The organism is Frigoribacterium sp. PhB118, assembly GCF_003751725.1.
In the GTDB taxonomy this organism is placed as follows: domain Bacteria; phylum Actinomycetota; class Actinomycetes; order Actinomycetales; family Microbacteriaceae; genus Frigoribacterium.
Genome location: NZ_RKID01000001.1, coordinates 1271383 through 1297748 on the forward strand (window position 1 = coordinate 1271383; position 26366 = coordinate 1297748).

General features: G+C 72.0%; 19 protein-coding genes. 4 read left to right on the top strand and 15 right to left on the bottom strand.

Going from position 1 to position 26366, the window contains the following annotated elements; all coding sequences use genetic code 11:
* Positions 1-63: 63 nt before the first annotated feature.
* Positions 64-1575, top strand: a complete 1512-nt coding sequence (locus EDF21_RS05835; RefSeq protein WP_123570579.1) for an FAD-dependent oxidoreductase — start codon at positions 64-66, stop codon at positions 1573-1575.
* On the opposite strand, the gene EDF21_RS05840 is transcribed toward EDF21_RS05835, so the two are convergent.
* Both EDF21_RS05840 and EDF21_RS05845 read right to left on the bottom strand, forming a co-directional pair.
* Positions 1506-2270 (bottom strand): Pr6Pr family membrane protein, encoded by a 765-nt coding sequence (locus EDF21_RS05840; RefSeq protein ID WP_056046700.1) that lies wholly within the window; start codon positions 2268-2270, stop codon positions 1506-1508. The two genes, EDF21_RS05835 and EDF21_RS05840, sit on opposite strands and share 70 nt — an antisense overlap.
* 174 nt (positions 2271-2444) lie before the next feature.
* Complete coding sequence (locus EDF21_RS05845) at positions 2445-3284, bottom strand: aldo/keto reductase (protein WP_056046702.1); 840 nt, start codon at positions 3282-3284, stop codon at positions 2445-2447.
* Positions 3285-3616: 332 nt separating this feature from the next.
* On the opposite strand from EDF21_RS05845, the gene EDF21_RS05850 reads away from it, so the two are divergent.
* Positions 3617-3895 (top strand): hypothetical protein, encoded by a 279-nt coding sequence (locus tag EDF21_RS05850; protein WP_056046704.1) that lies wholly within the window; start codon positions 3617-3619, stop codon positions 3893-3895.
* 205 nt (positions 3896-4100) lie between these two features.
* Here EDF21_RS05850 and EDF21_RS05855 read toward each other — a convergent pair whose 3' ends face one another.
* The 5 genes from EDF21_RS05855 to EDF21_RS05875 all read right to left on the bottom strand — a co-directional run bounded on the left by EDF21_RS05855 (position 4101) and on the right by EDF21_RS05875 (position 13242).
* Complete coding sequence (locus tag EDF21_RS05855; protein WP_307785101.1) at positions 4101-4793, bottom strand: endonuclease/exonuclease/phosphatase family protein; 693 nt, start codon at positions 4791-4793, stop codon at positions 4101-4103.
* A 112-nt stretch (positions 4794-4905) separates the two neighbouring features.
* Complete coding sequence (locus EDF21_RS16670; RefSeq protein WP_158612861.1) at positions 4906-6612, bottom strand: Ig-like domain-containing protein; 1707 nt, start codon at positions 6610-6612, stop codon at positions 4906-4908.
* Between the two features lie 676 nt (positions 6613-7288).
* Complete coding sequence (locus EDF21_RS05865) at positions 7289-10486, bottom strand: S8 family serine peptidase (protein ID WP_123570580.1); 3198 nt, start codon at positions 10484-10486, stop codon at positions 7289-7291.
* 229 nt (positions 10487-10715) lie between these two features.
* Positions 10716-12023, bottom strand: coding sequence for an esterase family protein (locus EDF21_RS05870; RefSeq protein WP_148053640.1), 1308 nt, complete (start codon positions 12021-12023; stop codon positions 10716-10718).
* A gap of 109 nt (positions 12024-12132) precedes the next feature.
* A complete protein-coding gene (locus tag EDF21_RS05875; RefSeq protein WP_123570582.1) occupies positions 12133-13242 on the bottom strand; it encodes a helix-turn-helix transcriptional regulator in 1110 nt (369 codons plus the stop codon).
* A gap of 70 nt (positions 13243-13312) precedes the next feature.
* On the opposite strand from EDF21_RS05875, the gene EDF21_RS05880 reads away from it, so the two are divergent.
* Entirely contained in the window at positions 13313-14752 is a 1440-nt protein-coding gene (locus tag EDF21_RS05880) for a mannosyltransferase family protein (protein ID WP_123570583.1), read from the top strand.
* 168 nt (positions 14753-14920) lie between these two features.
* Here EDF21_RS05880 and EDF21_RS05885 read toward each other — a convergent pair whose 3' ends face one another.
* The 5 genes from EDF21_RS05885 to EDF21_RS05905 form a co-directional block, all read right to left on the bottom strand.
* A complete protein-coding gene (locus EDF21_RS05885) occupies positions 14921-15934 on the bottom strand; it encodes an LLM class flavin-dependent oxidoreductase (protein WP_123570846.1) in 1014 nt (337 codons plus the stop codon).
* Between the two features lie 50 nt (positions 15935-15984).
* Positions 15985-17106: a ThiF family adenylyltransferase gene (locus EDF21_RS05890; protein WP_082460331.1), complete on the bottom strand. Its 1122-nt coding sequence runs from the start codon at positions 17104-17106 to the stop codon at positions 15985-15987.
* Positions 17103-19568: an ABC transporter permease gene (locus EDF21_RS05895; RefSeq protein ID WP_158612862.1), complete on the bottom strand. Its 2466-nt coding sequence runs from the start codon at positions 19566-19568 to the stop codon at positions 17103-17105. The genes EDF21_RS05890 and EDF21_RS05895 overlap by 4 nt, the downstream gene beginning before the upstream one ends.
* Complete coding sequence (locus EDF21_RS05900; RefSeq protein WP_199736216.1) at positions 19528-20211, bottom strand: ABC transporter ATP-binding protein; 684 nt, start codon at positions 20209-20211, stop codon at positions 19528-19530. The genes EDF21_RS05895 and EDF21_RS05900 overlap by 41 nt, the downstream gene beginning before the upstream one ends.
* Positions 20212-20297: 86 nt before the next feature.
* Positions 20298-21056, bottom strand: coding sequence for a lysophospholipid acyltransferase family protein (locus EDF21_RS05905; protein ID WP_158612863.1), 759 nt, complete (start codon positions 21054-21056; stop codon positions 20298-20300).
* A gap of 476 nt (positions 21057-21532) precedes the next feature.
* Here EDF21_RS05905 and EDF21_RS05910 point away from each other — a divergent pair, with 476 nt between their 5' ends.
* On the top strand, positions 21533-22141 hold the full coding sequence (locus EDF21_RS05910; RefSeq protein WP_123570587.1) for a response regulator transcription factor: 609 nt from the start codon (positions 21533-21535) through the stop codon (positions 22139-22141).
* Positions 22142-22299: 158 nt separating this feature from the next.
* Here EDF21_RS05910 and araA read toward each other — a convergent pair whose 3' ends face one another.
* The 3 genes from araA to araB are packed head-to-tail and all read right to left on the bottom strand — an operon-like array spanning position 22300 to position 26353.
* The gene (gene araA / locus EDF21_RS05915; protein WP_123570588.1) at positions 22300-23829 is read right to left on the bottom strand and encodes an L-arabinose isomerase; all 1530 of its coding nucleotides are present in this window, start codon (positions 23827-23829) and stop codon (positions 22300-22302) included.
* Positions 23826-24539 carry an L-ribulose-5-phosphate 4-epimerase gene (locus tag EDF21_RS05920; protein WP_043595113.1) on the bottom strand — a complete coding sequence of 238 codons (714 nt, stop codon included), beginning with the start codon at positions 24537-24539 and terminating at the stop codon, positions 23826-23828. Before EDF21_RS05920 ends, araA begins: the two co-directional genes overlap by 4 nt.
* Positions 24536-26353: a ribulokinase gene (gene araB / locus EDF21_RS05925; RefSeq protein ID WP_123570589.1), complete on the bottom strand. Its 1818-nt coding sequence runs from the start codon at positions 26351-26353 to the stop codon at positions 24536-24538. The genes EDF21_RS05920 and araB overlap by 4 nt, the downstream gene beginning before the upstream one ends.
* Positions 26354-26366 lie beyond the last annotated feature (13 nt).

The window sequence follows — 26366 nt, forward strand, 5'->3', positions numbered from 1 at the left end:
CAGGACGCCACGGGACGACCCCGGCGAGCGCCGGTGCGCGACGACTGCGAGAATGGACGCACCATGGGCATCAGTCGGCGAGCGTTCTTGACGGGATCGGTCTCGGGGGCCGCGATCCTCGTGCTGTCGGCCTGCACGACGGACTCCCCCGCGCCGACGGCCAGCCCCACCCCGTCCGCCACGCCGACCCCCACGCCGACGCCGACCCCGTCGGGCACAGTCGCCCCCGCCGCCTTCCGCCGCAGCTCGTGGGCCGACGATCCGTACTCCCTCGGGGCGACGAGCCACCTCACCCCCGGCACCTCCGACGCCGACCGCCGGTTGCTCGGCACCCCGCTCGACGACCGCCTCTTCTTCGCCGGAGAAGCCGTCGCCTCGACGATGGGCGGCACGGTCTACGGTGCACGCCAGTCGGGCTTCGACGTCGCGGCGCAGGTCGCCGAGGTCGCCGCGGCCGACGAGCGCATCGCCGTGATCGGCGCCGGCATCGCGGGCGCGACCGCGGCGCGGTCCCTCGTCGACCGGGGCTACGACGTCGTGGTCGTCGAGGCCCGCGGCCGGGTCGGCGGCCGGGTGCACAGCGTGCACGACGACGACTGGCCCTACCCGGTCGAACTCGGCGTCGGCCTGCTCGAGGGCCCCGGGTCGGTGGCCCTCCAGGCTGCACTCGCCCTCGCCCGCGTCCGCACCCGGCCGCTCGACGACACCGTCGAGGTCCGGATGTCCGACGGTGCGGTCGACTCCCTCGGCGACGCCGCCGACCGTCTCGACCGGGCCGCGTCCTGGGCCGCGGGGCGCTCCACCACGACCGACGCCGACTCCGGCACGAGCGTCGCCGACGCCCTCTCCGGCTCGGGGGCCGACGAGGTCTCGGCCCTGCCCGGTCCGGACGGGGTCTCGGACGCCGACCGTCTCGCGCTCGTGCTCGACGACCTCCTCCCGGCCCGCTGGGGGGCCGGGGCCGACGACCTCGCCGCCTCGGCCCTCGGCGACGACCCCGCGGGCGACCTGCTGCCCACCGGCGCCTCCGTGGTGACGGGTGGCCTGTCGGGCTTCGTCGCGGGCCTGCTCGACGGCCTCGACGTGCTCCGCGACAGCAACGTCGTCCGCGTGCAGTACGGCGACCAGGGCGTGGGGCTGAGGCTCGCGACCGGCGAGTCGCTCTCGGTCGACCGCGCCGTGTCGACCATCCCCCTGGGCGTGCTGAAGACCGGCGTGCCCGAGTTCTCACCCGACCTGCCGTCCACCCACACGGACGCGATCGAGGCCCTCGGCGTCGGCACGCGCGAGGTGCTCTGGCTGCGCTTCGACGAGGCCTTCTGGTCCACCCAGGCCACGGTCTGGGCCGTGCTCGACGACGACGCCCCCTACCGGCTCTTCGTCAACCTCATGCCGGCGACCGGCGCGCCCGTGCTCGTCGCGCTGACGGGTGGCGACGCGGCGGCCGAGGTCGCCGGCCTCGACGACGACGCGGCGGTGGCCTCGGCGATGCAGAGCCTGGCACCCTACCTCGACCTCGTGGCCGCCGGGTCCCCCGCGCCCACCGACGAGCCGACGGCCGACCCGACGTCCTGACCCGCGCCTCCTCGTCCGTCGACCGCAGGAGGCGCGGTGCCCGTCGCCGACGCCGGCCCGCCACCCTGGCGTGCCCGCGCGTGCGGCCGCACGTGGCTCAGCGCGACGAGCCCCACGAGCACCCCGACGATCGTGCCCAGGGCGATGCCGTTGTACAGCAGGAACTCGCCCGGCCAGGTGACCTGCGCCGGGTCGAGGAAGAAGTACGGGTACCAGCCGACGTCGGCGCCCCGGACGATCGTGAACACGCCCCACACGAGCGGGAAGACCAGCACCACCGAGAGCACCCGCCACCGCACCCGCGGCCGGTCGGGGCCGAACACCCAGTCCACGAGCACGAACGTCGGGATCACGAAGTGCAGCAGCTGGCTCGACCAGGGCACCTCGATGCGGTAGTCGTGACTCGCCGACTCGGCGACGATGATGCCGAACACGATGCCCGACACGATCACGTAGGTGCTGACCAGGGCGTGGACTCCTGCGAACCAGCCGGGCTCCTGTCGCCCGCGCAACGACACGACGCCCGCGAAGGCGAGCACCACGACGTTCGCCATGTTGCTCTGCTGCGTGAAGTAGCTGAAGTAGTTGATCGAGCTGAAGGTGCTGAAACCGAGCACGTAGACGAAGTCGGCGACGAGGGCGACCACGCCGACGGCGGCCGCGAGCAGGCGTAGGACGCCGACGATCCGTCGCACCGTGTCACGCCCTCCGGATCTGGTCGGCTGTGGTCGGGGGAAACGTCGATCGTACTAGGCGCCCGCGCGACGCCTCGACGTGCGGAGGCCGGGCCCGCTCGTCGTGACGACGTGCGGACCCGGCCTCGGTGCCTCGGCGTCGCGACCGAGCGCGACGCCGTGCCGATCAGGCGATCAGCTGGGGATGTAGTTGAACTCGTCCGGGTTCGGACCGGTGCGCTCGTCCTTGTTCAGGGCGGTGATGGCGGCCACGTCGGCGTCGGTCAGCTCGAAGTCGAAGAGATCGAAGTTCTCTTCCACGCGCGAGCGCGTGACCGACTTCGGGAAGACGATGTCGCCACGCTGGATGTGCCAGCGCAGCGTCACCTGCGCGGTCGTCTTGCCGACGCGCTCGGCGATCTCGGTGATGGTCTCGTCCTTGAGGACGCCGCCCTGGGCGATGGGCGACCAGGCCTCGGTGTGGATGCCCTTCGAGACGCCGAACTCGCGCAGCGCGTCCTGGGTCAGGTAGGGGTGCACCTCGATCTGGTTGACGACCGGGACGACCGAGCCCTCGTCGAGGACGCGCTCGAGGTGGGGCTGCTGGAAGTTCGAGACGCCGATGGACTTCGCGCGGCCGCTGGCGTAGATCTCTTCGAGGGCCTTCCAGGTCTCGACGTAGTCGACGTCGATGCCGGGCAGCGGCCAGTGGATGAGGAACAGGTCGACGTAGTCCTGCTTCAGCGCGTCGAGCGTGCCGTCGAACGCCTTCAGCGCGTCGTCACGCTTGTGGAAGCCGTTGTTGAGCTTCGAGGTGACGAAGATCTCGCTGCGGTCGATGCCGCTCTCGGCGATCGCCTCGCCGACGCCCGCCTCGTTGCCGTACATCTCGGCGGTGTCGATGTGGCGGTAACCGACCTCGAACGCGGTGAGGGTGGCGTCCTTGGTCTCGGCCGGGTCGACCTGGTAGACGCCGAACCCGAGCTGAGGGATCTGGATTCCGTTGTTCAGGGTGATGGTGGGGATCGTGGTCATGTGTAGAGCCAACCACTCACCCCCGTCGAACCTTCCGAGGAAACACTGGTGGACGTACCCCGGGCGTGTTACTGTGGTGAGTCGCTTGGGCCCCTCTTCTCAGAAGTGCCCCGTGCGGTGACGACCGAGTCCACACCGGTGCACCGCCCGAACAGCCTCGCGAGACGACCTCGCCGGATGCGCACGATGACCACCGATCATCGTTGCCCTACTTCTCCGGCCGCCGTCACCGCAGGCCCGACCACCGCCGTCAGGCGGACCACGAGCGCCCATCCGGCATCTCGTGCCACGGATTCTGTCGCAACACAGAGCACACATCGAAATCGAGCATCATGAACGACATCATCAGCATCACCGGCACGGTCACGACCGCGCCCACCCTCACCACCGCCCGCCTCGTCGAGTTCGTCGTCGTCGACGACCGCGGCACCCAGTTCGCCGTCCGCGCCTGGCGCGACGACGTCACCGCCGCCGTGCGCGTCGGTGCGTCGGTCGTCGTCGACGGAGCGGCCGGCTGGGTCATCCCCGGTCGCAGCTGGCGCCACGAGCCCAGCCGCACCATCGTGCAGGCCTCGTCGGTCGAGACCCGCGAGCTCGCCCTGGCCGCCTAGGCCCCGGCGGCGCCTGCGGGCGCGACGACCCGAGGAGGCGCGGTGAGGCTGTCGGCCGCACCGCGCCTCCTGCGGTTCCCGGCCCCGAGGAGGCGCGGTGAGGCTGTCGGCCGCACCGCGCCTCCTGCGGTTCCCGGCACCACGACGAGGGGCCCGGCCACCGAGGACGTGGCCGGGCCCGTCGTCGTGTGCGGAACCCGCGAGGTCAGAGCCCCCGGGCGCGGACCAGGATCGGACGGTGGTCGCTGATGCCGGCCGGCAGGGTGACGACGTCCTCGATCTTGAGGTCGTAGCTCGTCGCGAAGTCGAAGTGGCCCTTGACGTACTTGTAGCCGAGGTAGGTCGGGGTCGAACTGCGGGTCAGCACGAAGCCGTCGCGCTCGATGTGCTTGCGGAGACCGCCGTGGAACCACGGGTAGTTGAAGTCGCCCACCATGAGCATCGGCACGCCGGGCGCCAGCGCACGCATGAGGCGGTGCGCCGACTCGACCTGCTTCTTCCGCAGGGCGTTCGTGGCGGTGAGCGGGGCGGCGTGGAACGAGCCGATCAGCACGTCACGTCCGCTCTGCCGGTCGGCCAGGTGCATGGCCAGGAGACGCTCGTGCGCCGGCGACATCACCCGGTCGTGCATCGACTTCTTCAGCGCGTAGACGTTCGTCCCCAGCAACTCGAAGCGCGAACGGCGGTAGTAGGCCGCCAGCCCGAGACGGTTGTTGTGCGTCGACGCCGCGAGGGCGAACTCGCCGAACTCGTCGGGGATGTCCTTCGTGTCGGCCTCTTGCAGGCAGAGCACGTCGGCGTCGTTGTCCTCGGCGAGCGACCGGATCTCGCCCTTGGCCGTGTGCTCGCGAAGGTTGTAGCTGACGACGCGCATCGTGTGTCCGTTGTCTTCTGTCACGAGTAGCGAACCTAGTCCACGTCTGTTTCGGTGAGGTGCAGGTTGGACGAAAGGGGGGTGCCGGGTGAGGCGGACGTCGTGTCCGCCGCACCCGGCACCCCCTGACGGTCGACTACTCGCCGCGGTGGCTGCGGTCGGCGTCACCGGTCAGCGCCGCGCGGGCCGCACGACGACGGGCCGAGACGACGAGCGCTGCACCGAGCAGGGTCAGCAGTGCGGCCAACGTGACCGGACCGGCCAGCTCGGCCCCGGTGAAGGCGAGACCGGTGGTCGCTGCCGCGGCGGCGGGCCGAGGCGTCGACGCGGCCGGGGCGGTCGGGCCCGCCGCGGGGGCGGCGAGCGCGGCCGGGGTCGTCGTCGGGGCGGACGTCGGCGTGGTGGTCGTGCCGGTCGCGCCGGAGACGCGGGCGAACCAGGCGTTCGAGGACGTCACGGCCTGACCCGACTCGATGCCCCGCGCCGTCACGGTGCCGACGTCGTGGTGGTCGGTGGTGCCGGCCATGACACCCGCGAGGGCGGCGGTGCAGTCGAACGAGGCGCCGACCGCGAGCGGGCCGGCCCAGGTGACACCGGTGGACGGTCCGCCCAGGGCACTGAAGTCGCAGCTCAGGCCCGTGACGGTGCCGTTGGCGACGACCGCGTCCGAGACCGAGACGTCGGCGAGCGCGTCGGCACCGGTGTTCGTCACCCGATAGGCCAGCGAGGCGGTCCCGTCGGAGAGCACGACGGCGGCGTCGGCGGTGTCGGCCGCGTGGCCCGCGGCGTCGCCCTTCGTGATGGTCACGGCGGAGACGGGGACGTCACCGCTGCCCACACCCCCGGCGGAGGCCTGGACCTTCGAGGCCGTGACCCGGCTGCCGGCGGCGACACCGGCCCGGACGGTCGATGCCGTCGCGGCGTTGGTGAAGGTCTGCGGGTCGGTGGCGGTGCCGGTGGGAGCGGCGAGACTCACGGCGACGGCGGCACGGTACTGCGCGGTCCGCGTCTGCGCGCCCCACGAGACCGTGTACCCGGAGGTGGTGCAGTCGAACGAGGCCGGGGTCACGGCGACCGGGGCGGCCAGCGAACCGTCGGCCTTGGTGCGGATCTCGGTGAACACGGCGGTGTCGCAGTCGAACGACCACGCCTCGCCGGCGGGGACCGAGTCACCGACGGTGGCCGAGTCGAACGGCCCCATCGGCGTGTTCACGCTCCAGACGAGGAAGTCGTCGCCCACGAGGCGACCCTGGTCCGCACGGGTGTAGGTGCCGAACTTCGTCACGACGTCCGAGCCGCGCAGCACACCGGTCGGAGTGACGACGGTGGTGAAGTCGCGACCGTCGTTCGTGGTCGACGTGAAGGGGGTGGGCACGCCCGACGGGGTGGTGCGTCCCTCGAAGTCGGACGTGACGAAGGCCTGGCCGCTGACGTTGAGGTGGTCCTCGGCGTAGGCGGTCATCGTGAAGGTGACCACGGACGGGCGCGTCCCGACGACGGCCGCGTCGGCCACGACCGCACCGGTGGCGGGGTCGCGGAGCGCGAAGTCGGTGGGCAGGTTCTTCAGGTGCTCGCTGAGCGTCAGCGTGAAGGTGTCCCCGGCGAGGGTGTCGTCAGGCACCTGCCACGCGATCGTCGTCGTGAGCTGGGAACCCTGCTTCGGCGTGGTCGGGGTGACCGTCACGTTCGTGATGGCACCGTCGATCTCGGCGGCCCGGGCCGGAGCCGCGGTGCCGGTGAGGGCGGCGGTGCCGGCCAGGGCGAGGGTGGCGAGCAGCGCGGCGGACAGGCGCAGGGCCCTCCGCCCGCGACGGGGAGACCCCGCGAGGGTGAGCGAATGCATGGTGGTGCCTTTTTCGGGTAGGGCAGACGCGCGCCTCGACCTGTTCCCCCGGTGCCGTGTTCGGGTACGGCGCCAGGGTCGGGTGAACGGGGATCGTCACGTCTCGGGTGACACCCAAACTAGGGCCGGCGTGCCGACCGTGTCCACCATCGGGGGGACAGATCACCCGGACGAGGAACGGGCGACGAGGGTGGCGCCCGCGCGACGGACGTTCCGCGGTGCTCCGTGCGCCGTGCGCCAAGCGCCGTGCGCCGTGCGCGGTTCGTCGTGCCCGGTGCACCGTGCGCCAAAGGCCCTGCTCGGTGGGCGGTGCGCGGTGCTCGGTTCGTCGGCAAATCCTGCACCCTGCCCGACACCCGCCCCGACTCCCCCGCAGGCGAACGCCACCGCAGCACGAGCCAGGAGTTACCGACACGGACGGCCCCGGTCGGCAACTCCTGCACGCTGACCGACACCGGCCCCGACTCCCCCGCTGGCGAACGCCACCGCAGCACGAGCCAGGAGTTGCCGACACCACGCGGGCGGGGTAGGCGGGGCGGGAGAAGGCGGGGCGGGAGGAGGCGGGGCGGGCGGGGGTGGGGACGCGAGGAGGCGGTGGTCGCCCTCCCGAGGGAAGGTGACCACCGCCTCCGGGTGGCTCAGGCCGTCAGGCCGTCAGGCCGTCAGGCCGCGGGTGCTACCCGCGCCAGGGGAACCAGCCGTGGAAGAGGTCGCCGAGGGCGTTCCAGATCCACTGCAGGATGTCACCGAGGCTCCAGCCGCCGGGGTGTCCGGGCTGACCGGGGTGGCCGGGCTGGCCCGGGCCGGGCCCAGGGTCGGTGGGCGTCTCGGGCTCTTCTCCCGAGGCGACCGTGAGATAGGTGACCTGTCCGGTGTCGCCGTACACGACGCGGCCGAGGAAGGTCTGCTCGTAGGGCAGGCCCGTCCAGGACGCGGTCAGCGTCGCCGTCTCGCCCAGCCCTGCGGAGAGGGTGGCCGGGTCGACCGCGAAGCCCCCGACGGCCGTCGCCGGGTCGAGCAGGTACGACGTCAGCGTGTAGTCGAGCTGTCCGGCACCGCTGTAGAAGTCGACCAGCAGGACGTACTCGCCCGCCGCGGGGGCGTCGAGGTCGATCTGCTCGTCCGCCGAACCGGTGGCCGAGGACGCCGCGAGCCGGTCGGGCGCACCGTCCGCACCAGCCGTGTAGAGGAGCAGGTCGAGGTCCGCGGTGTCGTCGGCGCTGTCGAGCACGAAGCGCGCGTGGCTGGTGCCCTCGGCGACCGTGACCGGCGTCTCGGCCGCCGCGGTGCCTGCCGCGCCCGAGCCGGTCGTGACCTGCCCGGCGGCGAGGCCCTCGGTGGTGAGCGGCAGCTCGAGGGTGTCGCCCGCCGTGACGTCGAACGCCTTCTCGCCCGTGGCGCCCTCGCCGGCCACCTCGGCCGGTGCCTGCAGCTGGACGGGGCGCACCGCGAGCGGGCTGCGCACGTCGTGGGTCCCGTCGGACCAGGTGAGGTAGCCGGTGGCGAACTGGTCGAGCTCCGCCGTCGTCCGGGTGAAGGTGACCGTGTAGTCCTGCTCCTCGCCCGCGGCGCCGAAGGTCAACGTCGAGGGTTCGACCGTCGCCGTCACGCCGTCCATCTCGATCGGGGCGACCGTGTAGGTCCCCGCCCCGGTCGAGGTGACGGTGCGCGTGACCTGGGCGGTGCCGGCCAGCGAGCCGACGCTGATCGACGGCAGGTTGAGCGACGAGTCCGTGCCCTCGACGGTGTCGATCGAGTCGACGTAGGCCTGCCAGTCGGCCGGACCGTTCTCGTAGAGCAGCCCGGGTTCGAGGAACGCGGTCGGGTCGACGTGGCCGGCGCCCTGGGCGAAGACGTCCCGGCTCGGAGCACCGTCCTCACCGACGAGGTCGTAGGCGGTCGTCATCATGGCCGACTTGACCTCGTCCGGGGTCCAGTCGGGGTGGACGTCCTTCGAGAGGTAGAGCGCGGCCAGACCGGCGATGTGGGGGGACGACATCGACGTGCCCGAGAGGAACTCGTACGTGCCGGGCTCGCCCTGCGCGTTGGCACCGTCGGCGAGGATCGCCACGCCGGGGGCCGAGATGTCGGGCTTCAGCAGGTTGCCGCCGTCGGCCGTCACCGGGCCGCGCGACGAGAAGCCGGCGATCTGGGGGGTGGCGGGCTCGGGCAGTGCGCCCGGGTTGCCGTCGAGCAGGGTGACGGTGGCACCTTCGGTGTCGGCGTACGCGTGGACCGCGTCGTAGTCGTCGGCGTTGAGGTGGACCGTGGGGACGGCGTGTTCGTCGAGGTCGACCGAGCTGCTCGTCGGGTTGACCAGCACCGTGCCGATGCCGCCGGCGCGCTCGACCTCGGCCGACTTGGCCGTGCGGTCGTAGACGCCGCGGTCGCAGAGCACGATCGTGCCGGCGGCCTTCGCCGGGTCGAGCGTGCCCGGTGCGCAGAGGGTCACCGCGGTGGCGTCGGCGCCGGCGGCCGCGACGGCGGTCGACGAGACGAAGTCGCCCGTCAGGCCGTCGGTGCCGGTCGGCACGGTGATCGAGCCGCCCAGGTAGTCGGTGCCGTCGGCGGTCTGCACCGTCGCGCTGTAGCTGGGGATGGTCGACGCCGCGACCGTGGTGATCCACGGTGCCGCGTTGTCGGCGGTGGTCGCGGTCGGGCCGTCGTTGCCCGCCGAGGCCGCCACGAAGACGCCGGCCGAGGCCGCGCCGAGGAACGCCTGGTCGGTGGCCGAGAAGGTGCTCGTGGCCCCGCCTCCGCCGATCGAGTAGTTGATGACGTCGACGCCGTCGGTGACCGCGGCCTCGATGGCGGCGATCAGGTCGAGCGTGGCGCAGCCGTCGTCGTCGGTGGCGACGCGGTCGGGGCCGTCCCAGCAGACCTTGTAGGCCGCGATCTTGGCGGCCGGGGCAACGCCCGACACGGTGCCGAACGAACGGTCGCCGATGGTGGCCTCGACGTCGGCGTTGCCCGCGGCGGTCGACGCCGTGTGCGAGCCGTGGCCGTTGCCGTCGCGGGGAGAGAGGTACTCGCCCTGCTCCTCGGTGCCGATGTTGCCGACGCCGAAGCCGTCGACGAAGTAGCGCGCACCGATCAGCTTCGTGTTGCAGTCGCCCGCGTCGAACTGCACGCCGGTCTGGCACACGCCGGTGAAGGTGCCGCCGTCGCCCTTGGCGAAGACGGTCCGGTCGCCGTCGAGGTGGGGTTCGGTATCGCTGGCCGACCCCAGGGGGTCACCGGCGAACGAGGCGTTGCCCGCCGCGATGCCCGAGTCGATGATGCCGACGACGACTCCTTCGCCGGCCTTCTCGCGTCCGCCGATGGCGTCCCAGACGCCACCGTTCCCCTCGGCGTCGCCCAGGCCGAGGAACTCGGTCGACGGCGTCGCCTGCAGCTTGAGCAGCTCGTTCTTCGAGACGGCGGCGACCGAGGGGTCGCTCGCGAGCTCGGCGGCCTGGGCGGCCGTGAGGTCGGCCGCGAAGGCGTTGGTCGTGATGGCGTAGCTCGCCTGGACGGTGGCGCCGGCCGCCGCCGCGACGTCCTGCTGGACGCCCTTCAGGTGCTCGGCGTAGTCCTGCACGGGAGCGCTCTGCGCGTCGAGGTCGCTGCCCTCGGGCACCGCGGTGCGGGCGAGGCCCGGCTGCCCGCCCTCGTAGGTCGCGGCCGCCGGCTCGCGCAACGTGACGATGTACTTGCCGTCGGAGAACTGACTGTCGCCCACGACGGCCGGACCGTCCGCGGCGAAGGAGGCGGTGGCCGGCACCGCGACGAGGCCCGCGGCGACGACGCCGGTGGCGAGGAGGGTGGCGAAGCCGCCACGGAGTCGGGTGCGGGGCGGAGCGGTCGGCCTGCGTCGGCCGGATGGTGTGATCACGGATCGCCTTTCGATGCACGTCGTTCGGGACGTGCTGTCGGTGGTGCGCCGCAGCCCCGGGCCGCGGTCGATCCATAAGAACTACCTGTGAATGTCGGTGACCCTCTAGTAGGGGCCATGGCCGAAACCGGCCACTGACCGGCTTCGGCCACAGAGTTCACACGAGGAGGCGCGGGCGGGGCACCGACGTCGTCCCCCCTTCGGCGGACGGTCGCCTCGCCGCGCCTCCCTACCGCGTCGTCAGCCCGAGCCGCGCCGCCGCCCAGGCCGTCCCCGCGCCGAGCCCGCGCGACGCCGTCGACCAGTCGTGGCCGCTGCCGGGCACGACGTGGCGGGTGACGTCCATGCCCGCGGCCCGGGCCGCCGCCGCCACGACGGGCATCACGGGCCCGTAGCGCGAGTCGGTCCCGCCGACGGCGAAGAACCCGGCACTGTCGGCGTAGGGGGCCCGGGCGGCCAGCACGGCGAGCGGCTGGGCGGCGTCGTAGGCCGCCCGGTCGCCGGCGAAGCCGCGCTCGACCGTCGCCCGTGCTCCCCCGTCCAGCAGTGGTCCCCGCTGCCCCGAGACGTCGACGAACGAGGCGAAGAGCTCGGGGTGGCCCGCCGCCAGCTGGAGCGAACAGGTGCCGCCCTCCGAGAAGCCCGACACGGCCCACGCACGACCGGGCGCCTGGACCGAGAGGCGGCTCGTGATCCACCGGAGCACGTCGACCGTCAGGTAGGTCTCGCTGTGACCGAGGGGTCCGTCGACGCACATCGGGTTGTTGGTCGGCCGCTCGAGCTGGTCGGGCATCACGACGATCGGCGCGAGGCCGTGATGCGTGCGGGCGAGGGCGTCGAGGGTCTCGACCATCCGTCCGGCGTCGACGAGGTTCTCCGGGGCGGCGCCGGGACCCTGTCCGGACAGGACGACGTCGACGGGCAGGGGCGGCGGATCGGCCACGAGGGCGGCGGGCGGCAGGTACACCAGGGCGTCCCGCGCGTCGAAGTGGGACGCCGTGCCCGGGATGGCGACGCTGCCGAGCCGTCCGCGGGACGGCAGGTCGGCGGGTGCCCGCCAGGTGCGTCCCAGGTCCGGGGCCGCCGGGGTCGACGTCCGTCCGGCCCGCACGGCCGCCCCCTGCGCGACCGGGACGACGAGCGGCGAGACGTCCGACACGCCGAGCAGGGCCCCCACGGTCGGGAAGAGCCCGCTGTCGCGGTCGATCGCGAGGCCCGTGGCGAGGGCCGTCACGACGATCGTCGAGGCCGCGAGGACCCGCCGCCCCGCGCCTCCGCGCACCACGCCGACCACGGCCGCGCCGACCACCGCCAGCAGGGCCCCGACCCAGAGACGGTCGACCCAGGTGGGCGGGACGTCGAGGACGTCCTCGACGTCTCCGAGCCACCACGTGAGCAGAGCGCCGAGGCCGGCCCCCAGCGCGGCGGCTGCGGCGACCCATCGCCACCAGGTGCGGGCCCCACGCGGACGGCGCACCGTCGAGACCACGAGCGCCCCGGCCACGGCGTACACCGCGGCGAGGGTGCCCGCGGACATCAGGGAGAGCCTCAGCACGAGGGCTCCGCACGGGGAGGATCGATCACGTCCGGGACGCTATCGAGGCGACTCGATGGGTGAGCCGTGAGAGGCCTGGGCGTCGGCTGACTCAGACCCAGCCGCGGCGCGCGGCCTCGACTCCGGCGTGGAACCGGTTGCTCGCGCCGAGCTCGTCGAAGAGGGCGTGCAGGCGCCGCCGGAGCGTGCGGGACGAGATGCCGAGCTGACCCGCGATCACCTCGTCGGTCGCCCCCGCCGCCACGAGGGCGAGGAGGTCGCGCTCGGCGGGGGTGGGGGGTCGCATCGCGAGTCGCGCCTCCTGGTCCCGCGACGGCACCGTGGCTCCCGACGTCGCCGCCACGGCCGTCGTCGACGACGACGCCAGTCGCGCGGCCACCGCGGCCCAGTCGACCGCGGCGCCACCGGCCCCCGGGGTGCCCGGCACGGGCAACGCGCTGCGCCAACGGGCCTCGAACAGGTCGTGGAGGGCGGCGACGAGCGGCTCGGACTCGGTCACGAGGGCCTCGGGCCGGTCGGGGTCGTGCCCGATCGAGACGAGGGCGACCCGGCGGTCGGCGACGGCGAGCTTGACCGGCAGGTCGTGCGTGATGCGGGCCTCCTCCCCGTGGGCGCCGAGGCGGTGGACGCCCTGCCAGCTGCCGTCGGCCGAGATGCTGGCGACCGTGTAGACCGCCCGCCACCGCACGCCGCGCCCGAGGGCGACCCGCTGGGTGGACTCGTTCGACGCGACCACGTAGGGCGGACGGTCAAAGGCGACGAAGTCGGTGGTCGCCCGGTGCTCCAGCCTCGAGTACCAGTCCCCCACGGCCGCGTGCCCGACGACCACCCGCGTGAGTTCGTCGGCGTCGTGCGGGCGGCGGCCCTCGTCGAACAGCGCTCCCAGCTCGGGCACGGCCGCGCGCACCTCGACGAGCGCGTCGGCACGCGCGGCGACGACGGCCGGCACGGCCACGCGCGGGTCGACCGCGCCGTAGCCCTCGCCCCCCGCCGAGCGCTGGACGAGCCCGAGCGAACGGAGGCGCTCCAGGGCGGCCAGGGCCGTCGCCTCGTCGAGGTGCACGGCCCGTGCCACGGCCTGGGGCGTCGGCCCGGCCGTCGCTCCCGCGGCGTCCGCCAGCCCGGCCCCGGCGACGACGTGACGGTAGACCGCGACGGCCACGTCGTCGATCCCGAGGGCGGCGAAGGACGGAAGGGGCACGGGACGATCTTGCCCCGTCACAGCCGACTCTTGGTAGCGTCGTCCAGATGACCGGACACGGGGCGGGGCGGTGAGCCGCGAGACGATCGCGTCGCCCTCGGCGGCGAGGCTGCGCCGACCCGGTTTCTCGATCGGTCTCGCCGACCGGTTCTCGGGCAGCTGGCGCAGCGTGCTGGTCGTCTACCTCGCGTCGCGGCTGTTCTCGACGAGCGTCCTCTTCGCCGTCTACGAGGTCGCGAAACTCGCCGGTGCGACCTTCATCACCCCCGGCAGCGACCGCAGCTTCCTCGACTTCACCTCGTCGTGGGACGCCGACCGGTACCGCACCATCGCGCTGCACGGCTATCCCTCGACCCTGCCGACCGACGCGGCCGGCGAGGTGCTGCCGAACGAGTGGGCGTTCCTGCCGGTCTTCCCGTACCTCTGCCACCTGCTGATGGTCGCCACGGGCATGGACTTCGTCGTCGCCGCCCCTCTGCTCGCCACCGTCTTCGGTGCGGCTGCGGCCGTCGTCCTCCACCGCCTGCTCGTGACGAAGGTCGGACACACCGGCGCCCTCTGGGCCGTGCTGCTGTTCTGCTTCGGGCCGATGGCGTTCGTCATGTCGGTCGGCTACGCCGAGAGCCTTTTCCTCCTGCTGATGTTCGGCGGCCTGCTCGCCATGCAGCGGCGGAACTACCCGCTCGTGGCGGTGGCGGGCATCGTCGCCTCGTTCGTCCGACCCGGGGCACTCGCCCTCGCGTTGGCGCTCGGCATCCACCTGATCGTGCGCTGGCACACCGAACGGGAGCGTCCCGAGGCCCGGCCGTCGGCTGTGTCCGGGGGGCATGCCTCTGCCGCGACCGCCGCCGCCGCGACGACCGGGGCGGCGAGGCGGCCTGCCGCAGACGCCCGGACGCGACGGATCGCCGGGATCGGCACCGCGCCTCCTGCGCTCTCCCTCGCCGCCCGCTCGTCGGTCCGCCGCGCCTGGGCCGGTCTGCGGGAGTTCGTCGTCGGCGGCCGGATGCCGCCCCGTGAACTGACGACGATCGTCGTGGCGGGGCTCGCGATGGCCGCGGCCGGACTCGCGTGGCCGGTCGTCGCGCACGTGGTCACGGGCCAGTCCGACGCCTACCTCGAGACCGAGATGGCCTGGTGGGTGGACTACGTCGGCCGCCCGGTGTTCGTGCCGTTGACCCCGTGGTTCCTCCTCGCCGGGCGGTGGCTGGGCATCGGGGGCATCGTGCTCGTGCTGGCCATCATCGCGTCGTTCACGTTCTGGGTGACCCGACGCTCGACGCTGCGGCTCGGTCACGAGGTCGTCGCGTTCACCGCGGGGTTCTTCGCCTACCTCGTCGCGGTGTTCCTGCCCCAGCAGAGCCTGTTCCGCCTGCTCATGCCCCTCAGCCCCCTGCTCGGCACGCCCGCGATCTCGTCGCGACCGTGGGTGCGGCGCTCGATGCTGCTCGGCGGGGCCGCGCTGCAGCCCGTCGCCGTCGTGTTCGTCTTCCTCTTCACCGCGCCGTAGCCGCCGCGGCCTGGCCGCCGCGGCGTCACCACCGCCGCGTCGCCACCGGCTGCCCCGACGGAGACACCGCCGAGCGGACAACACACCGTCGCACTTCTCGGTGTCTCGTCCACTCGGCGGTGTCCGGCGGGAGGGGCGCTGCGCGTCTCGCCCGGAGGCGCCGGCGGGCTACGCGGCGGCGGGGGCCAGTTGCATCGCGTCGGCGAGGAGCGCGACCGACCGGAGGCGCGCCTCCGTCGACGAGGCCGAGTGCGCGACGATCAGCTCGTCGGCCTGGGCGGTGCGGGCGAACTGCTCCATGTACTCGCGTGCGTCGCCGGGCGTGCCGACGGCGGTGTAGGTCGTCATGGTCTGGACGTGCTGCCCCACCGGGGTGCGCAGCATGTGGTCGAGCTCGTCGTCGCCGAACTCGCGGGTGGGGTCGATCTGCCCGCTCTGGCGCAGCAGCATCATGAGGCGCTGACGCTTGACGGCGGCGAACTCCGTGTCGGCGTCGTCCGCGTCGTCGGAGACGATCGCGTTGACGGCGGCGAGCACGTACGGCTCGCTCAGCTGGGTCGACGGCTGGAACTCGCGGCGGTAGGCCGAGACGGCGTCCACCAGGTCACCGGGGGCGAAGTGCGAGGCGAAGGCGTAGGGCAGACCGAGGGCGGCGGCGAGCTTGGCGCCGAACAGCGACGAACCGAGGATGTACAGCGGCACGTTCGTGCCCGCACCGGGGACGGCCTGGACGCCGGCGACGCGCGACTCCCCCGCGAGGAACGCCTGCAGTTCGACGACGTCCTGCGGGAAGTGCTCGGACGACGAGGGGTCGCGGCGCATGGCGCGGAACGTCGCCTGGTCGCTGCCGGGGGCTCGGCCGAGGCCGAGGTCGATGCGCCCCGGGTGCAGGGTCTCGAGGGTGCCGAACTGCTCGGCGATGGCGAGCGGCGAGTGGTTCGGGAGCATGACGCCGCCCGAGCCGAGGCGGATGGTCGAGGTCTGGCTCGCGATGTGGGCGATCAACACCGACGTCGCGCTCGAGGCGATGGAGGCCATGTTGTGGTGCTCGGCGTACCAGACCCGCCGGTACCCACTCGCCTCGGCCTGCTGCGCCAGGGCCACGGAGGCCGCGAAGCTCTCGCGCACGGTCTGGCCGGGTGCGACGGGGGCGAGGTCGAGGATCGAGAGGGGAATGCTCATGCGGGGGTGAACAACGACGGTCGTCGCCGTATGCCCGGTCTCGGCGATCGTCAGGTCGAACCGGTCGTCTCGGACGATGGAACGCATCCGCATTCGAGACGTGGTGGGATCGGACGCCAGACGCTGTCGAAACTGGCGAGATCGACCTCGCGGACACCTCCGGCGAGTGCCGGTGGTGCCCCGAGCAGTATCCTGAGCGCCTCCCATGCCGTCATGTTCCCCACCACGCCGGCCAACGGGGCGGCTGAGCCGCCGGGCGAAGAACCCTTCAGAGTTCGCGCGGCACGTCCGTGATCGTCGGCTGTCGCGGCACGGATGCACGACCAGCACGTCGTTCGGCCGGGCAGGACGGTGACACCCGGCACCCCGAGCAGGGCGCCGTACGCGCCTCCGACGATGTGCGGGACACCGACCGCGGTGCTCGCCGTCGCCACGACGTCGGCCACGACGGGCACCGAGGGCTGGTCTGCGCAACTCACGACGAGATCGGCACCCGAGAGCAGGGTCGCGAGCTGTTCCGCGGTGTCCACCCGAGTGCGCCAGACGTCGACGGTGATGTCCGCGTCGATCTCGGCGACTCGCTCTGCGGCTGCGTCGACCTTGACTCGTCCGATGTCTCCGGAATCGAAGAGCACCTGCCGGTTCAGATTGGAGAGTTCGACGACGTCGGGATCGATGAGCACGAGCCTTCCCACCCCAGCCGCGGCCAGCGATTGGACGACCCACGAACCAGCACCACCGACGCCGACCACGACCACGCACGCACCGGTGAGCCGGCTCTGGATCGTCGAGGCGTCGTGTCCTCGAGCGACTGCGGACAGTTCATCGGCCGAGATCATCTCGTCGAACAGCTGCAGCTGACGCGAATGCCTCGTGGCACGGTCGGTGGAAGATGCCTCCGACGCCAGGAAGCGTTCGGATTCGAGGACCTCCAGCACGTCCTCGAGCGCTCCGCGATCAAGCAAGGAAAGCGTCTGGGCGAGCTGCACTGGCGTGCGAGTCCCATCGAGCAGCGGGACGAGGTCCGCCACCCAGGGCTCGACGGAGAAGGTCGACACGACCCGCTCGTACGTTGCCCTGAACTGCAGGCGACCGTCTGCGAGCTGGACGACGATGATGCTGTCTCGCAGACGGGGGCGGGCGGCTGAGCCCGTTCTCGCGTCAGCGCTCATGACGTGCCCCTCAGAATCGTCAGGGGCTCCGTGCGGGAGGCCCGCAGGACCGGCCCCACGGCGGCGATGGCGAGAGCGATCGCCGTCACGCCGACGATTCCCGCGATCGTCACGGGATCGACCACCGGGTCGACCCCCACGCCGAGGAGCCTCGAGACGATCCGCGTCCCGAGTGCTCCCCCGAACGAGCCGAGGAGCAGTCCTGCACTCAGCGACGCCACGGCGATCACGGTGGCGTCCCAGGCGACGAGGGCACCGACGCCGCGACGTCGGCACCCCACGGTGCGGAGCACGGCGAGTTCATCACGCCGCGATTCGACGTCGAGGCTCAGCGTGCTGCTGGCCCCCAGGGCCCCGAGGGCCAGAGTCACCGTCACCGCTGCGAAGAGTCCTGCCGTGAGGGCTGCCGTCTCGGAGGCTGCACGATCCCTCGTCGCCTCGGCGGTGATGACGTCGACACCGGGGACTCCGACCACCTGCGCGGCGACGCGGTCTGACAAGTCGGCGACATCGACCCCTCCGTCTGCCGACACGTCCCACCGAGAGACCCCCGTGACACCGAGTTCGCCCGCCGTCCTGCGGTCGATGACGACCTGTTGCCCCGTGGCCACCGAGGTGAAGAGCCCGACGACTTCGAGGGGCACCTGGGTCCCCCCGGCCGACACGACGACCTCATCACCCGGGGCCACCGTCAGGGACTCGGCGACCCCCCTCGGCAGAGCGATGCCCCCACCGGCCCTCAGCAACTCGACACCTCTCGATCCGCCACCGGCGGACCACGCGAGCCCCGACACGTCGAACCAGGTCTCGGGGTCGATCGCCTGGAACGGCACGTCGAGTTCGGCGGACGCCGACAGGACGGTGGCTTCACCGGACACCGACCGCGCGACGTCCCGAACGCCGTCGACGACGACGATCGGCTCGGCGTCGTCCGACAAGGGCACGACCGACGTGACTTGCACGTCGGCCCCGAACTGCCGATCGATCTGTTCCCCTGTCGCGGAGGCGACGGCACCGACGCAGGTGCCGAGCGACACCGCACCGAAGACCACCAGGGTGAGAGCCCCGGTCACCGTCGACCTGCCGCGGGTCGGTCGGCGACGCGCCAGGTCGGCGGCCCACTGGAGCCTGGCCGCGAACGCCGCCAGGGGCGCGATCGCGAGGCGGGAGAGGGCCACCGCACAGACCGCCAGGGCGACCAGGCCCAGAGCGTCGAGGACGGCGCCTGCGTCGAGGGGCCAGATCACCAGCCCCGAGACCGATGCGACCACGGCGACCGCGACGGCTCGTCGCCGTGAGCACGATCCGGGCGAACCGTCTGCGGGTTCGACGCCCCTCACGACGAACGCCGGCGGAATTCGACGGACGTCGGCGACGGCTCGTCGGGCCCCGAGCGTGGCGGAGGTCGCTCCCGCGAGGACGCCGAGACCGACCGAGAGGGTGAGGGTCGGAAGAGACGGAGCCTCCCCGTCCATCCGACTCATCACCACCGCAGCGCCGGCGACGCCGACCGCGACGCCCACGACCGTTCCGGCCGCTGCGACGATGGCGATCTCGGCGCCGACCGACGAGACCAACCACCGTGTGGACGCGCCCGTGGCCCGCAGCACACCGTAGGTACGGCGCCGTGCTCGGACGGCAGCCGTGCTCGCCAGTGAACCGAGCAGTGCCGACACGGCGAGGGCGACCAGAGCGAGCCCTGCCATCACCGCCGTCACGGCCGTTTCGATGGGCCCGAGGCCGTCGGCCACGGCCGACGTGTCCTGGAAGACGGCTCCGGACGGGAGCGCCGCTCGGTGTTCTGCTGCCCAGGTGGACGCGACTGCAGGATCGAGTTCGAGGTCGAGACGGGTGAGGTCACCCTGGAGCCCGAACGCCCTCTGGACGACCTCGAGGTCGGTGAAGAGGTTGTCCCGGGCGAAGACACCCAACAAGCGGGGGTCGACGAGCCCCACCACGTCGAACGAGCGGACGCCCGAGGGAGTCGTCATCGACATTCGACTCCCCAGGGAGGCGCCCATGCGGTCTGCGACATCTGTCGGCACCAGGACCTCGTCCGAGCCCGGTCGAGGAGCTCGACCGTCGGTGACCACCTGGGAGGCGAGTGAGTCCGGCCCGGCCGGGGCCCCGGTCAGGAGGAGGGTCTCCGCCTCACCCGTCGCGCCGACCGCGACCGTCTCTCGACTCAGGGTGGGGAGCGACGACACGACTCCGGGATCGGCGGCGAGTGCGTCCACGAGACCCTCGTCGACGAACTCACGATCCACCTCGGGGACGATGCCCACGTCCCCGAACGTGAGCAACGAATCGATTCCGTCGACGACCGTCTGGCGCGCCGTCAGTCCGGTGACGAGTGAGGCCGTGAGAAGGGCGACCCCCAAGGCTGCCGTGAGGGCGGTGAGTCCTGCCCGCCGCCGTCCGTCAGCGATGTTCCGCCAACCAAGCGCGAACGCGTTCTTCATGGGCCCTCCCCTCGACGCTGTCGATCGTGGCCGCCGGTGTGAAGCGTTCGTCGGCGATGACTCGGCCGTCTCGCAGGACGATGATCCTGTCGGCGATGCAGGCGGTCTCGAGGTCATGGGTGACCACCACGACCGCTGACGCCTGGTCGTCGACGACCATGCCCCGGAGCAGCCTCAGGACATCCCGTGAGGTCGCACTGTCGAGCGCGCCGGTCGGCTCGTCGGCGAGGACGAGAGACGGACGGGAGAAGAGCGCTCGAGCCAGGGCCACACGCTGGGCCTCTCCGCCCGACAAGGTGGCCGGACGGGCCGATCCGAGACCGTCGAGGCCGAGTTCGTCGAGCAGCGCGTGCGCTCGATCCGCCCATGCCGAGCGGCGTCTTCCCGCGACGAGTGACGTGAGCGCGACATTCTCGAGCACCGACAGGGTCGGGACGAGGTGGGAGTCCTGGAAGACGAATCCGATGCGATCTCTTCGCAGGACGGTGCGCTCCGCCTCGGAGAGGGAAGAAAGTGTCATTCCGTCGAAGACGATCTGACCGTGATCGGGCGTGTCGAGAGCACCGACCATCTGCACCAGAGTCGACTTGCCCGAGCCGGAGCGACCGACGATCGCGATGATCTCGCCCTCGTGAAGGTCCAACGAGACACGGTCGACGGCGGGCGGTCTCCCACCTCGGCTCTCGAAGAGCCGTGACACTTCTCGGATCTCGACGAGCGGAACCGTGCTCATGCCGCCGACTCCGTCCGCATCAGATCGAAGTCGGTCCACATCTCCCAGTCGCCGGCGCGGCCGTCGAGGATGAGCCTCTCGATGAGTCGCCACAACGCGACCGTCGACCCCTGGACCTCGACGTCATCTGTCGGGGCGGGAATCGCCGGGTGGATCGTCAGGACGAAGTGAGCTTCTCCCGTCCGGTCGAGGTGCATCGGCAGCATGGCTGCGCCCGCGGCACGACTCATGAGGGCCGGCCCCTGCGGTGCGACGACGGAAGCCCCCAGGAATGGGACGACGGTGTGGTGACGGCCTCGGCCTCTGGGATCGTATTCGGGGAACATTGCGAAGACGAGCCCGTCCTTGAGCGCTCGGAGCCCCTTTCGGAAGGTCGCGTCGTCGTCGATGGCGAACGCGTCGACATCGAGAGAGGGAAACGCCCGATCCCGGAGCTCGTCGAAGTTCATCCTGTTGAAGACGAAGCGCGTGGGGTGTCGGTGCGCGATGATCGGCGGGACGACGTAGGACGCCCCGAAGTGCAGGGGCAAGGCCAGGGCGCCACGGCCGTGCTCCCTCGCCTCCTCGAGGTGCTCGCCGCCACGAACCTCGACGACCTCGTCCAGCCGAGCTCGGTCGTCGAGCCACAGCGTGACGAACGTCGACTCGAATTGCATCCGAGGCCCGTAGTCGCCATATCGCCCCGCTGCAGCGTCGATGTCGACGGAGGCGAGACCTGGCAAGCCCCCCATGGCGGCACGGGCCTTGGCCGCCATGCCGGCGCTCGTGTCGGACGGGTCGGGGATCGAGTCGTAGGCGGGCAGGTCGAACCGGGCGATGTCGTTCATGAGTCGCCACGCGGCAGCGGGCCCGGCGGCGCGGAGCGCCGACCAAAGACGTTCGTATCGGACGACCTCGAAGAGGGTGAAGATGGGAAGGGACATGTCGACTTTCGGGAGATGCGGTCACCGGACTGACGGGGAAGGCGGACCGCCCGATGGGCGGCCCGCCCCGGATGTCAGGTGCAGAGGCATCCGCCGTTGCAGCGTGCTGCGCTACCCGGCTTGAGCGTCGTGCTCTCGGTTTTCTTCATGCGTTCCCTCCTCCCACGTCGAGTCGACGAGACACCTCCGAGTCTCGGCATCGGCAGCTCGACTCGAAAGTCACGGCCGTCACGAAGTCACCACGCATCCGTCATGTCGACGTCATGAGACATACTGGTCGCGAAGTCTTTGACGAGTAGGGGGATGCCATGTCGACCGACGGGCCGATCGACGTGTGCGTGGTCGCCGACGAGGTGCTGACGCGGTCGGCGATCGAGGCGTGCATCCGTGTGACGCCGGGGCTGAAAGCTGTCGCGATCCACGATTCCGCGAAGCCCTGCTCCGAACCAGGGCCACCCCCGCGGAGCGTGCTGGTCATCGACGCCGACGACCACCCCGACGGCGTGGACGCCGCCCGGCGACTGCGCGAGGGGCACGACGCCGTCGTCGTCCTGGGTCGCCGCTTGCCCGCCGTGCTCGTCCGTCAGATCGTCCAGTCGGGCATCGACGCGGTCGTCTCGAAGCGGGCGAGCATCGACGAACTCCTCGCCGTCGTCCGGCGAACGGCTGCCGGAGAAGACCACGTCGACCCGAGGTTGGCGGCCACGGTCCTCCGCGCCGAGGCGTGCCCGCTCACGGCACGCGAGCGTGACGTCCTGCGCCTCGTCGACCGGTCGCTCTCGACCAGACGGTGCGCCGCCGAGCTGCACCTCGCCGAGGGCACGGTGCGCAACCTGATCTCGTCCGCCGTCCGCAAGGTCGGGGCGCCCGACCGCGGACGGGCCGCCTCGGACGCGCGAGATCTCGGTTGGATCTAGACCCGCGCCTCCTCGGGGCAGACGCGGTCGAGCAGGCCCGGCCATCGCGACGACGAATGGTCCCGCACCGTCGTTCGCCGTGGGGCGGAGGACGATCCGGGACCACTCGATGCGCGAGCCGCGCGAACCGCGCGAACCGCGCGAGCCGGCCGCGAGGCCTACAGGCCGCGGGCGAGGCGGTGGTACGCGGCGTTCCAGGCGACCTCGTGACGGAAGTCGCGGATGCGGGTGTCCTCGTCGATCACGAGCAGCTCGGTCTCGACGATGCGGGCGAGGTCCTCGAAGGCCTCGAGCCCGACCGCGGTCGACATGACCGTGTGGTGGGCGGCGCCGGCCGTCAGCCACGCCTCGGCCGACACGGCGAACGACGGACGGGGCTTCCACACCGCGCGCCCCACCGGGAGGTTCGGCAGGTCCTCGTCGGGGTCGACCACGTCGACCACGTTGACCGTCAGGCGGAAGCGGTCGCGCACGTCGCTCATCGCGACGACGACGGCCGGGCCGGGGTCGGCGGAGAAGACCAGGCGCACCGGGTCGTCCTTGCCGCCGATGCCGAGCGCGTGCACCTCGAGGGAGGCGCGCCCCGACGTCAGCGCCGGGCTGACCTCGAGCATGTGCGCCCCGAGGATCTTCTCCTCGCCGGGCACCAGGTGGTACGTGTAGTCCTCCATCAAGGAGGCGCCACCCGGCAGCCCGGCGCCCATCACGTTGGCCGCACGCACCAGCACCGAGGTCTTCCAGTCACCCTCGGCACCGAAGCCGTAGCCCTCGGCCATCAGGCGCTGGACCGCGAGGCCGGGCAGCTGCTTGAGTGCACCCAGGTCTTCGAAGTTCGTCGTGAAGGCGCTGAACCCGCCCTCTTCGAGGAACGAGCGCAGACCGATCTCGATCGCCGCACCGTCTCGCAGCGACTGGTGACGCTCGCCGCCCGCCCGCAGCGCGGGGACCACGTCGTACTCCGCCTCGTACACCGCGACGAGCTCGTCGATCGCCGTCTCGGACGCCGCGGCGACGGCCTCGGCCAGTTCGTTGACGCCCCAGGTGTTGACCTGGACGCCGAAGGCCAGCTCGGCCTCGGTCTTGTCACCCTCGGTCACGCCGACGAAGCGCATGTTGTCGCCGAAGCGTGCCAGCTTGAGCGAGCGCATGGCCGAGGCGCCCGCGGCGGCGCGCATCCAGGTGCCGACCTGCTGCTGCACGCGCGGGTCGCTGACGTGGCCGACGACGGTCTTGCGGGGCACCCCGAGACGGGTCTGCATGTAGCCGAACTCGCGGTCGCCGTGGGCGGCCTGGTTGAGGTTCATGAAGTCGAAGTCGATGTCGGCCCAGGGCAGCGCGACGTTGGCCTGCGTGTGCAGGTGCAGCAGCGGCTTGCGCAGGGCGTCGAGGCCGCCGATCCACATCTTGGCCGGGCTGAAGGTGTGCATCCAGGCCGTGACGCCGATGACCGAGTCGTCGAGGTTCGCCTCGAGCATCGTGCGACGGATCGCGTCGGCGTCGGTCAGGACGGGCTTCCAGACGAGGCGCACGGGCACGTCGGAGGCGGCGGCGAGTTCGTCGGCGATGGCACGCGACTGGTCGGCGACCTGCTGGAGCGTCTCTTCGCCGTAGAGGCCCTGGCTGCCGGTGAGGAACCAGACCTCGCGCGAGGCGAGGAAGGCGGTGGGGTCGAGGGTGTCGTTCGTCACTTCAGTTCTCCTGCGGGTGCTTGTCCATAGACGTTCTGGTACCGGTCGAAGAGGGCGTCGATGCTCTCTGCCGGGATGGGGATGGGTTCGCCGAGCTGGCGGGTGATGTGGACGGTGCGGGCCACGTCCTCGGTCATGACGGCGGCCTTGACCGCGTCGCGGGCGTCCTTGCCGATCGTGAAGACGCCGTGGTTCTGCATCAGCACGGCCCGACTGCGGTGCCCCTCGAGCGTCGCGACGATGCCGCGGCCGATCGAGTCGTCGCCGATGATCGCGAACGGCCCCACGGGGATCTCGCCGCCGAACTCGTCGGCCATCGCCGTGATCACGCACGGGATCGCCTCGCCGCGCGCGGCCCAGGCCGTGGCGTAGGTCGAGTGCGTGTGCACGACTCCGCCGACGTGCGGCATGGTGCGGTAGACGTAGGCGTGGGCGGCGGTGTCGCTGGACGGACTGCGGTCGCTGCCCGGCGTGCCCTCGACCACGGTGCCGTCGAGGCGGCAGAGGATCTGGTTCTCGGCCGTGAGGTCGTCGTAGAGCACCCCGCTGGGCTTGATCACGAAGAGGTCGGTGCCGGGCACGCGACCCGACACGTTGCCGCCCGTCCAGACGACGAGCCCGTAGCGCACGAGCTCGGCGTGCAGGGTGGCGACGTCTTCTCGGGTGGCGTCGATGGCCGCCTGCGTCGAGCGGTCGATCCAGCCGGTCATGCGGTCACCTGCGCGTCGCTCGTGGCGGAGGCGGTGGCGTCCTGCTCGACGGCATCCGTGCCTCCACCGCCCTCGGTCGTCGCCGAGGGAGCCGAGGAGGCGCGGGTCGCCTCGCGACGCATCGCGCGCAGGCGGTGCATCACGTCGTTGCCGCCCCGACCGAACCAGTCGTGCAGCAGGAGGTACTCGGCGTACAACGCGTCGTAGGCGTCGGCGGCGGCCTCGTCGGGGACGTAGGTCGCCCGGTCGACGCTGCCCATGGCCTCGGCCGCGGCGCGGATGTCGGCGTAGGCGCCCGCGGCGACGGCGGCGTGGATGGCCGACCCGAGGGCCGGGCCCTGCTCGCTCGTGATGGTCGAGATCGGCAGGCGCAGCACGTCGCTGTAGGTCTGCATGAGGTGGGCGTTCTTGAGCAGACCGCCGGCGGCGATGAACTCGGTGACCGGCACGCCCGACTCCTCGAAGGCCTGGACGATGCGGCGCGTGCCGAACGCCGTGGCCTCGAGCAAGGCCCGGTAGCCCTCTTCGGGCGTCGTGCTGAGCGTCTGGCCGACGATGACGCCGCTGAGCTCGTGGTCGACGAGCACCGAACGGTTGCCGCTGTGCCAGTCGAGGGCCACGAGGCCATGGGCCCCGACGGGCTGCTCGTAGGCGAGGTCGGTGAGGTGCTGGTGCACGCTCTTGCCTTCCGCCGCGGCGTCGTCGACCGACGACTGCGGCACCTGGTTCTTCACGTACCAGGCGAAGATGTCGCCGACGCCGGACTGGCCTGCCTCGTAGCCGTAGAGGCCGTCGACGATGCCACCGTCGACGACGCCGCACATGCCGGGCACCTCGGCGAGCTTGTCGCCGTTCATCACGTGGCAGGTGCTCGTGCCCATGATGGCGACCATCTGACCCGGCTGGGTCGCCTTGGCGGCCGGGGCCGTGACGTGCGCGTCGACGTTGCCGACGGCCACGGCGATGCCCTCGGGCAGTCCGGTCCAGCCGGCGGCCTCGGCCGTCAGCGTGCCCGCGACGTCGCCCAGGGCGCCGATCTCGTGCACGACCTTAGTCTCGGCGAAGTCGGCGAAGTCGGGGTTGAGGGCGGCGAGGAACTCGCGGCTGGGGTACTCGCCGTCCTGGTAGATGCCCTTGTACCCGGCGGTGCAGGCGTTGCGCACGTAGCGGCCGCTGAGCTGCCAGACGATCCAGTCGGCGGCCTCGACCCAGTGCTCGGTCGCGGCGTAGACCTCGGGGTCCTCTTCGAGCAGCTGCAGCCCCTTGGCGAACTCCCACTCGCTCGAGATGAGCCCGCCGTACCGGGGCAGCCACGACTCGCCACGCGACGCGGCCAACTCGTTGATGCGGTCGGCCTGGCCCTGCGCGGCGTGGTGACGCCACAGCTTGACGAACGCGTGCGGGCGGTCGGCGAAGCGGTCGAGCTCGTTGAGCGGGGTGCCGTCGGCGGTGGTCGGCACCATGGTGCAGGCCGTGAAGTCGGTGCCGATGCCGACGACCGCGGCGGGGTCGACGCCCGACGCGCGGAGGGCCTCGGGAACGGCGTTCTTCAGCACGTCGACGTAGTCGGACGGCACCTGCAGGGCCCAGTCGGCGGGGAGGCGCTCGCCCGTTCCGGGCAGCGTGCGGTCGACCACCGCGTGCGGGTACTCGAACGTGGCGCTGGCCAGTTCGGCGCCGTCACGCACGCGCACGACGACCGCGCGGCCGCTGAGCGTGCCGTAGTCGACGCCGACGACGTACGTCTCGGCCGAGGCGCCGGCGGGGTCGGGAGCCGCGGGCGACGGGTCGGAGGGGATGGCGGTCTCAGCCATGGAACGTCCTTGT

What these genes read in the sequence shown, in the direction of transcription:
- EDF21_RS05835 (WP_123570579.1), top strand. Translation starts at nt 64, where the DNA reads ATGGGCATCAGTCGGCGAGCGTTCTTGACGGGATCGGTCTCGGGGGCC.
- EDF21_RS05845 (WP_056046702.1), bottom strand. Translation starts at nt 3,284, where the DNA reads ATGACCACGATCCCCACCATCACCCTGAACAACGGAATCCAGATCCCT.
- EDF21_RS05850 (WP_056046704.1), top strand. Translation starts at nt 3,617, where the DNA reads ATGAACGACATCATCAGCATCACCGGCACGGTCACGACCGCGCCCACC.
- EDF21_RS16670 (WP_158612861.1), bottom strand. Translation starts at nt 6,612, where the DNA reads ATGCATTCGCTCACCCTCGCGGGGTCTCCCCGTCGCGGGCGGAGGGCC.
- EDF21_RS05870 (WP_148053640.1), bottom strand. Translation starts at nt 12,023, where the DNA reads ATGTCCGCGGGCACCCTCGCCGCGGTGTACGCCGTGGCCGGGGCGCTC.
- EDF21_RS05885 (WP_123570846.1), bottom strand. Translation starts at nt 15,934, where the DNA reads ATGAGCATTCCCCTCTCGATCCTCGACCTCGCCCCCGTCGCACCCGGC.
- EDF21_RS05890 (WP_082460331.1), bottom strand. Translation starts at nt 17,106, where the DNA reads ATGAGCGCTGACGCGAGAACGGGCTCAGCCGCCCGCCCCCGTCTGCGA.
- EDF21_RS05895 (WP_158612862.1), bottom strand. Translation starts at nt 19,568, where the DNA reads ATGAAGAACGCGTTCGCGCTTGGTTGGCGGAACATCGCTGACGGACGG.
- EDF21_RS05905 (WP_158612863.1), bottom strand. Translation starts at nt 21,056, where the DNA reads ATGGCGGCCAAGGCCCGTGCCGCCATGGGGGGCTTGCCAGGTCTCGCC.
- EDF21_RS05910 (WP_123570587.1), top strand. Translation starts at nt 21,533, where the DNA reads ATGTCGACCGACGGGCCGATCGACGTGTGCGTGGTCGCCGACGAGGTG.
- EDF21_RS05920 (WP_043595113.1), bottom strand. Translation starts at nt 24,539, where the DNA reads ATGACCGGCTGGATCGACCGCTCGACGCAGGCGGCCATCGACGCCACC.
- araB (WP_123570589.1), bottom strand. Translation starts at nt 26,353, where the DNA reads ATGGCTGAGACCGCCATCCCCTCCGACCCGTCGCCCGCGGCTCCCGAC.